Source organism: Methylomarinovum tepidoasis, from assembly GCF_030294985.1.
GTDB lineage: Bacteria > Pseudomonadota > Gammaproteobacteria > Methylococcales > Methylothermaceae > Methylohalobius > Methylohalobius tepidoasis.
Window position 1 is genome coordinate 2,413,821 of the sequence record NZ_AP024718.1, and the last position, 8,053, is coordinate 2,421,873.

Below are 8,053 nucleotides of genomic sequence, written 5' to 3' on the forward strand. Positions count from 1 at the left end.
ACCGCGTTCCCCGCGCATGCGGGGATGAACCGGCAACGGCGCTTCAGTGTGTGCTGTACCAGAAGCGTTCCCCGCGCATGCGGGGATGAACCAGACGATACAGACGGGGCAGCCAAAAATTTTCAAGCGTTCCCCGCGCATGCGGGGATGAACCGGCTGCTGCGGTTGCTATGGGAAATCCCAGGGCTGCGTTCCCCGCGCATGCGGGGATGAACCGCGCTCAGGGCCCAGCCTGTCATCGGCGGGCGGGCGTTCCCCGCGCATGCGGGGATGAACCGCTGGTGGTGCTGACCAACGCCACCCTGGCGGCGCGTTCCCCGCGCATGCGGGGATGAACCGTGTTCCAGGAAGCGCCGGGCAAGCGCTATCATGCGTTCCCCGCGCATGCGGGGATGAACCGTTATGGGCCGGGGATAGATCACCGAACTTCAGGCGTTCCCCGCGCATGCGGGGATGAACCGTGACCCGGAATGGCGGCGCCTGGCGGAGAAAAGCGTTCCCCGCGCATGCGGGGATGAACCGATTCACGAAGAACGAGGAAAACGACCCCTCCAGCGTTCCCCGCGCATGCGGGGATGAACCGGCGTTCACGCCCAGAACCGGCCAGCTGGAGCAGCGTTCCCCGCGCATGCGGGGATGAACCGGGCGGCGGTGGAACGTCGAAGGTGAAGAGCGCGCGTTCCCCGCGCATGCGGGGATGAACCGACCACGCCCAAATTGTCGGAACTGGGGGTGGCGCGTTCCCCGCGCATGCGGGGATGAACCGCGACCATCATCAACATCGCAGACTTCAATGGTGCGTTCCCCGCGCATGCGGGGATGAACCGTTCAATTGGGCATTTTAAGCCAGCGTGCCGGCGCGTTCCCCGCGCATGCGGGGATGAACCGAGCTGAAATACCCGGCGCGTCCCAGAACGTCATGCGTTCCCCGCGCATGCGGGGATGAACCGCCGCCCTGGCCGCTGTAGGCGTCGAGCAGGAAGCGTTCCCCGCGCATGCGGGGATGAACCGGACGAGGCGGCGCAGAAGATCCGGGAATTGAAGCGTTCCCCGCGCATGCGGGGATGAACCGGCGGCCGGATGGACGCTGGACGAGGAGACCGCGCGTTCCCCGCGCATGCGGGGATGAACCGACTCCATTATTCTGAGGCCGCAGGGGGGCATGGCGTTCCCCGCGCATGCGGGGATGAACCGGACAAGCCAGTCAAAACGTCAAGCAAATTCTGGCGTTCCCCGCGCATGCGGGGATGAACCGGCCATGCACGCGAACCGTCATCAGCTCCGACGCGTTCCCCGCGCATGCGGGGATGAACCGAACCACCAGTTATCGTTGGCAGGATCGGCCCAGCGTTCCCCGCGCATGCGGGGATGAACCGACTGTGGGCGGAACTGGAACGGTGCTATTGTTGCGTTCCCCGCGCATGCGGGGATGAACCGGTCTGGTGCGCCGGCGTCCCCTTCGACGTTGCGCGTTCCCCGCGCATGCGGGGATGAACCGCAACTCAGCTTGAAATCGAAACAGGTCACGAGGCGTTCCCCGCGCATGCGGGGATGAACCGTCTTCAGATACTTCGATCCGCGACGGACGGCAGCGTTCCCCGCGCATGCGGGGATGAACCGGCGCGTCTTTCCCCTTCCATGCCCTCGAACGTGCGTTCCCCGCGCATGCGGGGATGAACCGACCGCCCTCTTTTCATTCGTCGATGCCAGGGTCGCGTTCCCCGCGCATGCGGGGATGAACCGTCAACCTCTTTTTGTACATTTTTCAAAAAACGGCGTTCCCTGCGCATGCGGGGATGAACCGTTATCGGACAAATTATCGCCTTAAATAGTTAAGCGTTCCCCGCGCATGCGGGGATGAACCGTACCAGCACCGGGCCGCCCAGGCGCTTGGCGGGCGTTCCCCGCGCATGCGGGGATGAACCGCCTGCGTCGGCCCTGACGGCTGGGCCGTGCTCGCGTTCCCCGCGCATGCGGGGATGAACCGGCCGATGCGCTGGTGTTCCCAGGGCCAGAGGAGCGTTCCCCGCGCATGCGGGGATGAACCGATCGTGTCGGTTGTCCTTCTGGGCGCCTAAACGCGTTCCCCGCGCATGCGGGGATGAACCGCGGTCGAAGCGGCAGAAACGGACTCAAACCCGGCGTTCCCCGCGCATGCGGGGATGAACCGGCGCTGCGGTTCTTCAGCGGCGGCCAGGCGGTGCGTTCCCCGCGCATGCGGGGATGAACCGACTAGGAAGCTGGAGCCTGATCAATGCCTGAGGCGTTCCCCGCGCATGCGGGGATGAACCGTTCTAGAGTTGTACGAACAACAGCAAGAGCTGGCGTTCCCCGCGCATGCGGGGATGAACCATACTGATTGTCGACGAAGCCCACAAAATTAACGCGTTCCCCGCGCATGCGGGGATGAACCGCCAATAACGTGGATATGGTGGTTCGAGCAGACGCGTTCCCCGCGCATGCGGGGATGAACCGTGGGACCACCCGGCTCTAGCCGAGGCGTTACAGCGTTCCCCGCGCATGCGGGGATGAACCGCGCAGCCGCTCATATCCGCCAGGGATGGCAACGCGTTCCCCGCGCATGCGGGGATGAACCGGCGATCTGGCTCCGCAAGAAGAAGGAGCTTGGGCGTTCCCCGCGCATGCGGGGATGAACCGCCTTTATCATTCCGCGTGTCGCTTCCGCCAATGCGTTCCCCGCGCATGCGGGGATGAACCGCTGGCAGAGAAGCTGACGACCAACCAAGCGGCGCGTTCCCCGCGCATGCGGGGATGAACCGACCATCATCAAAATTGCCCCAACACACCAGAAGCGTTCCCCGCGCATGCGGGGATGAACCGGCCTTTCCGCAGCATGTGGGAATCGTCACATGGCGTTCCCCGCGCATGCGGGGATGAACCGTGGGGGCAGCTCGACGGTGTGGACGGATTGCTGCGTTCCCCGCGCATGCGGGGATGAACCGGCGGGAGGAAAATCCCGCCGGAATAGAGAAACGCGTTCCCCGCGCATGCGGGGATGAACCAGGCCCGCATCCTGCGTCATGAGGATGTCGTGCGCGTTCCCCGCGCATGCGGGGATGAACCGGGCTGCTGGGGCGGCATCTCACCGTCGTCACCGCGTTCCCCGCGCATGCGGGGATGAACCGATCGCCATTTTCGCTTGTCGGGTTCTTGCCGGGCGTTCCCCGCGCATGCGGGGATGAACCGAAGGCGGCCGCGCCCCCATCGATCCGTCCGCGGCGTTCCCCGCGCATGCGGGGATGAACCGACAAGCGGGTGTTCGATACCAACCGTCCTTTCGCGTTCCCCGCGCATGCGGGGATGAACCGGACCCGGCGAATCACGGGCAGGTTTCGATGAAGCGTTCCCCGCGCATGCGGGGATGAACCGGCTTTGGCTGACTCGGATTCAACGGGCGCATCGCGTTCCCCGCGCATGCGGGGATGAACCGTTGGTGGCGATCACCCTGGGCCGGAATTCGACGCGTTCCCCGCGCATGCGGGGATGAACCGGCATCGAAATCACCACCGACGCCGAAGGGCGGGCGTTCCCCGCGCATGCGGGGATGAACCGAGCGTTGCGGACAGTCGCGCTCCAAGCCGGTAGCGTTCCCCGCGCATGCGGGGATGAACCGACGTTCAAACAACTACTGGAAAGCGCCAGGCGGCGTTCCCCGCGCATGCGGGGATGAACCGGAACTCGGTCTGTACCGGGTGGAAGTGTGTGAGCGTTCCCCGCGCATGCGGGGATGAACCGCAACGACAAATACTGCTGCCGCCAGGGCTTCAGCGTTCCCCGCGCATGCGGGGATAAAACGACTACAACCCGCGCAGAATGCAGGCCGTCATCGCGTTCCCCGCGCATGCGGGGATAAAACCGTTCCACCCTAGCCCCCCTCACCGCGCCGGCTGCTGCACGCCTGCCAAGCCGCCTCCCAGCAGGCTACCCAGGCCGGCGCCGATCACCGCGCCGCGCCAGCGGTTGTGTTTGTCGATGAGGGCGCCGGCGCCGGCACCCACGGCCGCCCCGACGGCGGCGCCCTGATAGACCTGCGGACTGACGCGGTAACCCCGATAAGGATAGGGCTGCCCGTAGGCCGACGAGGAATAGCCATAACCGGGAGCGGCAGCGTAACCATAGCCGCCCGGATAGGATGCGCAGCCGGCCAGCGCCATGACGGTTCCCAAAATGACGATGCGGATCGCTTTCATGATTTCACCCTCCGTTGCGCGTTGGCGATGGCCATAGGATGCGACACGCATGCTGAATCCATCCTGTCTGGACCGGGCAAACCGGCCGAATCTATTTGCCGATGCAGAATTCGGCGAAGATGCGGCCGAGCAGGTCGTCGGAAGTCACCTCACCGGTGATCTCCCCCAGCGCGTTCTGGGCCAGGCGCAGGTTCTCGGCGGCCAGGTCCAGCATCTGCCCTGCCTCGAGCTCGGACAGCGCCTGCGCCAGATGGGCTTTCGCCCGCGCCAGCGCTTCCAGATGACGGCGGCGGGCGGCCAGAGCGTCCTCGGCTTCGGCTTCGAATCCCATGCACGCCTTGAGATGGCGGCGCAGCAAATCCAGACCGGCGCCGGTTTTGGCGGACAGCCATACGGTGTCCCCTTCGATCCGGGGCGGCTGGCCGCTAAGGTCGATCTTGTTGACGATACGGGTGACGGGGATGTCCGCCGGCAGTCCGGGCAGGTCCTGGACGGCGGGAGGCCGGCCCTCGCCCACCAGCAGAATGCGGTCGGCTCGCGCCAGCTCCGCCCGGGCGCGGCGGATGCCCTCGCGTTCCACCGGGTCGTCGCTGTGGCGCAGGCCGGCGGTGTCGATGACGTGCAGCGGCATGCCGTCGATGAGGATGCGCTCGCGCAGAACGTCGCGGGTGGTGCCGGCGATAGGGGTGACGATGGCGGCCTCGCGCCGGGCCAGGGCGTTGAGCAGGCTGGACTTGCCGGCGTTGGAGGGACCGGCGATCACCACGGTCATGCCCTCCTCCAGCAACCGGCCCTGATGGGCGCGGCGGCGCAGCGCGTCCAGATCGGCCAGAAGGTGTTGCAGCCCCTCCAGCACCGCCCCTTCCGCGATCAGGTCGATGTCCTCGTCGCTGAAATCGATGGCGGCCTCGACCTGGATGCGCAGACAGGTAAGGGATTCGGTCAGGGCGCGGGTCTGGCGGGAGAATTCCCCTTCCAGCGACCGCTGCGCCGCCCGCACCGCCTGCGCGCTGCTGCTTTCGATCAAGGCGGCGACGGCCTCGGCCTGGGCCAAATCGAGCTTGCCGTTGAGAAAGGCGCGGCGGGTGAATTCGCCCGGTTCGGCCGGACGGGCGCCGAGCTGGAACAGGCGCTGCAACAGGGCTTCGACGATGGCGGGACTGCCGTGGCAGTGCAGCTCCAATAGATCCTCGCCGGTGTAGGAACGGGGAGCGGGAAAGAACAGCGCCAGACCACGGTCGATGGTCTGGCCGGTGTCGTCACGGAAGGGCACGTAATGGGCCTGGCGCGGCTGTAACGTCCGCCCGGTCAGCCGCCGCGCCAGCCCGGCCAGATTCGGGCCGGAGGCGCGCACCACCGCCACCGCCCCCCGACCGGGCGGGGTGGCGGGGGCGGCGATGATGTCGTCGCTCAGTTTCAAGTCTCGGCGCTGCCCTCGATCTGTTTGTTGATCCACCACTGCTGGACGATGGACAGGGTGTTGTTGACCACCCAGTACAGTACCAGCCCGGCGGGGAAGAAGGCGAAGAAGACGGTGAAGATGAGCGGGAACATCTTCATCACCTGGGCCTGGACCGGATCGGTGGGTGGCGGGCTCAGCTTCTGCTGGATCCACATGGTCAATCCCATCAGTGCCGGCAGGATGAAATAGGGATCCTTGGAGGTCAGGTCGTTGAGCCAGAGGACGAACTCAGCCTGGCGCAGCTCCACGCTTTCCACCAGCACCCAATAGAGGGAGATGAACACCGGGATCTGCACCAGGATCGGCAGACAGCCGCCGAGCGGATTGACCTTCTCCTCGCGGTAGAGCTGCATCAGGGCCTGCTGGAACTTTTGCTTGTCTTCGCCGAAACGCTCCTTCAGCAGCTGCATCTTCGGCTGCAGCTTGCGCATCTTCGCCATCGACTTGTAGCTGGCCGCCGACAACGGGAAGAAGATGGCCTTGATGACGAAGGTGGTGGCGATGATGGCCCAGCCCCAGTTGCCGAAGAACTTGTGGAACCAGGACAGCAGCCAGAAGATCGGCTCGGCGATGAAGGTGAAGATGCCGTAATCGACGGTCAGCTCCAACCCCGGCGCCACGGTTTCCAGCACGTCCTGCAGTTTGGGGCCGATGTAGAAACGCGCCCCGAGCTGGCGGCTTTCTCCCGGATTGACCCGGTATTCCGGCGAGTAGGAGCCCACCAGATAGACCTCTTCCGGCAGCGCCTTGGTGTAGAAATGGTTGATCTGATCCCGGGGCGGCAGCCAGGCGGCGAGGAAGTAATGCTGCACCATGGCGCACCAGCCGCCTTCGGTTTCCCAGTCGCGGGGAAGATCGGCGATGTCGCTGAAGTCGATTTTCTCGTAAGGGTCGTCGGCGGTGCGACAGGCCACGCCGGTGAAGGTGCGGATGAAGGCGCTGCCTCCGTTCTTTTCCGGCCGCTTGCGCTTGAGCTGGCCGTAATGGCGGGCGGTCCAGGGCACGGCGCCGGTGTTTCGCACCTGGTAGTCCACCCTGACTTCGTAGCTGCCCGGGGTGAAGGTGAAGGTCTTGACGATCTCGACCCCATCCCCCCGCCAGACCAGCGGTACCTTCAGCGCCTGCCGGCCTTCCATGACGTATTCCGTGGCCTGGGCCTGCCAGGGCACGTTGTGCTTGGGGGCGATGCGCTCATCCCCGAGAAAGCCGGTCTGGGTCACGAACAGTCTGGCCGGTTCCGGGCTCAGCAGCCGCACCGGCACGTTGGGCTTGTCCTTGGAAACCGGATACTTGAGCAGATCGACCAGCTGGATGTCTCCCCCGACAAGGCCGATTTCAGCCCGGATCACATCCGTGCGCACCACCACTTTGCCCTGGCCGGCAGGCGCGGTGGCTGGGGTTGCAGTCGGTGGCGCGGTGGCCGGCGCGACTGTGGATGCGCCAGCCGCCGGCGCCTCGGCCGTGGCCTGGGGCTGGGGTGGTTTGGGTCCGTAATCCTGCTGCCAGGCGGCCCACAGCATGTAGCCCAACATCACGAAGAGGACGAAGAGGAAAAATCGTATGTTATCCATGTTTTTGTTTTCCGAATTGCTCTGGGACAGGATCCAGCCCGCCAGGATGCCAGGGATGACAGCGCAACAGGCGCCGCACCGTCAGCCAGGTGCCACGGAGGGTTCCGAAACGTTCGATGGCGGTGAGGGCGTACTGGGAACAGGTGGGATAGAAGCGGCACTGGTTGCCCAACCAGGGGCTGAGGAAGAAACGGTAGGCACGGATCGCCGCGATCAGGCCGCGGCGGCTGCCGCGCTCAAACGCTGCCAGTGTCGTGCCAAGGATTTCCATAAGACGTCACGCTCTGCGGTTGTCGCCGCCGGCTTGGCCAGGACGACGAAATCGGCCGCCGGCAGACGAGGGCGATTGAGACGGAAGCTTTCCCGGATGATGCGCTTGAGGCGGTTGCGGGCCGTCGCCTTGCGAATCTTGCGCTTGGCGATGGCCAGCCCCAGACGCGCATGACCTTTGTCGTTAGCGCGCATCAGTACCGTAAAATACCGGTCCGAAGAAACCTGCGCCCGGGCGAATACCGCCTCGAACTCGGCGGCATCCAGCAACCGGAAGGCTTTCGGGAAGCCGAATTCCGCCGTCAACCGCGTGTCAGGGCGTCAGACGGGCACGGCCCTTGGCGCGGCGGGCATTGATCACCTTACGGCCGTTCTTGGTACGCATCCTGGCCCGGAAACCGTGGGTGCGGGCGCGATGGATCTTGCTGGGCTGGTAGGTTCTCTTCATTTCCGCAACCTTTTAATCGTTTGAAACCATTAACAAAAAGACGGTGGATGGTACTGCTTCCCGGCATTGATGTCAATGCTGTGAGCCGGCG

At 65.3% G+C, this 8,053-nt stretch carries 6 protein-coding genes and 1 CRISPR repeat array (1 of these 7 running past the window's edge); all 6 genes read right to left on the minus strand.

The genetic code is table 11. The features are described from left to right. Positions 1 to 3,878: direct repeats of the CRISPR family, unit length 29 nt; unit sequence GCGTTCCCCGCGCATGCGGGGATGAACCG; it begins 302 nt to the left of the window's first position. An 18-nt stretch (positions 3,879 to 3,896) separates the two neighbouring features. Then, positions 3,897 to 4,211: a glycine zipper 2TM domain-containing protein gene (locus MIN45_RS12225; RefSeq protein ID WP_286292571.1), complete on the minus strand. Its 315-nt coding sequence runs from the start codon at positions 4,209 to 4,211 to the stop codon at positions 3,897 to 3,899. 91 nt (positions 4,212 to 4,302) lie between these two features. Continuing rightward, a complete protein-coding gene (mnmE, locus tag MIN45_RS12230; protein ID WP_286292572.1) occupies positions 4,303 to 5,631 on the minus strand; it encodes a tRNA uridine-5-carboxymethylaminomethyl(34) synthesis GTPase MnmE in 1,329 nt (442 codons plus the stop codon). Next, complete coding sequence (gene yidC, locus MIN45_RS12235) at positions 5,628 to 7,244, minus strand: membrane protein insertase YidC (protein ID WP_286292573.1); 1,617 nt, start codon at positions 7,242 to 7,244, stop codon at positions 5,628 to 5,630. Before yidC ends, mnmE begins: the two co-directional genes overlap by 4 nt. Then, positions 7,237 to 7,515 (minus strand): membrane protein insertion efficiency factor YidD, encoded by a 279-nt coding sequence (gene yidD, locus MIN45_RS12240; protein ID WP_286292574.1) that lies wholly within the window; start codon positions 7,513 to 7,515, stop codon positions 7,237 to 7,239. The genes yidC and yidD overlap by 8 nt, the downstream gene beginning before the upstream one ends. Beyond that, a complete protein-coding gene (rnpA, locus tag MIN45_RS12245) occupies positions 7,458 to 7,820 on the minus strand; it encodes a ribonuclease P protein component (protein ID WP_286292575.1) in 363 nt (120 codons plus the stop codon). Before rnpA ends, yidD begins: the two co-directional genes overlap by 58 nt. Positions 7,821 to 7,827: 7 nt before the next feature. After that, positions 7,828 to 7,962, minus strand: coding sequence for a 50S ribosomal protein L34 (rpmH, locus tag MIN45_RS12250; protein WP_286292576.1), 135 nt, complete (start codon positions 7,960 to 7,962; stop codon positions 7,828 to 7,830). Positions 7,963 to 8,053 lie beyond the last annotated feature (91 nt).

Coding starts and splice junctions, on each gene's coding strand:
- MIN45_RS12225 (WP_286292571.1), bottom strand. CDS start 4,211: ATGAAAGCGATCCGCATCGTCATTTTGGGAACCGTCATGGCGCTGGCC.
- yidC (WP_286292573.1), bottom strand. CDS start 7,244: ATGGATAACATACGATTTTTCCTCTTCGTCCTCTTCGTGATGTTGGGC.
- yidD (WP_286292574.1), bottom strand. CDS start 7,515: ATGGAAATCCTTGGCACGACACTGGCAGCGTTTGAGCGCGGCAGCCGC.
- rpmH (WP_286292576.1), bottom strand. CDS start 7,962: ATGAAGAGAACCTACCAGCCCAGCAAGATCCATCGCGCCCGCACCCAC.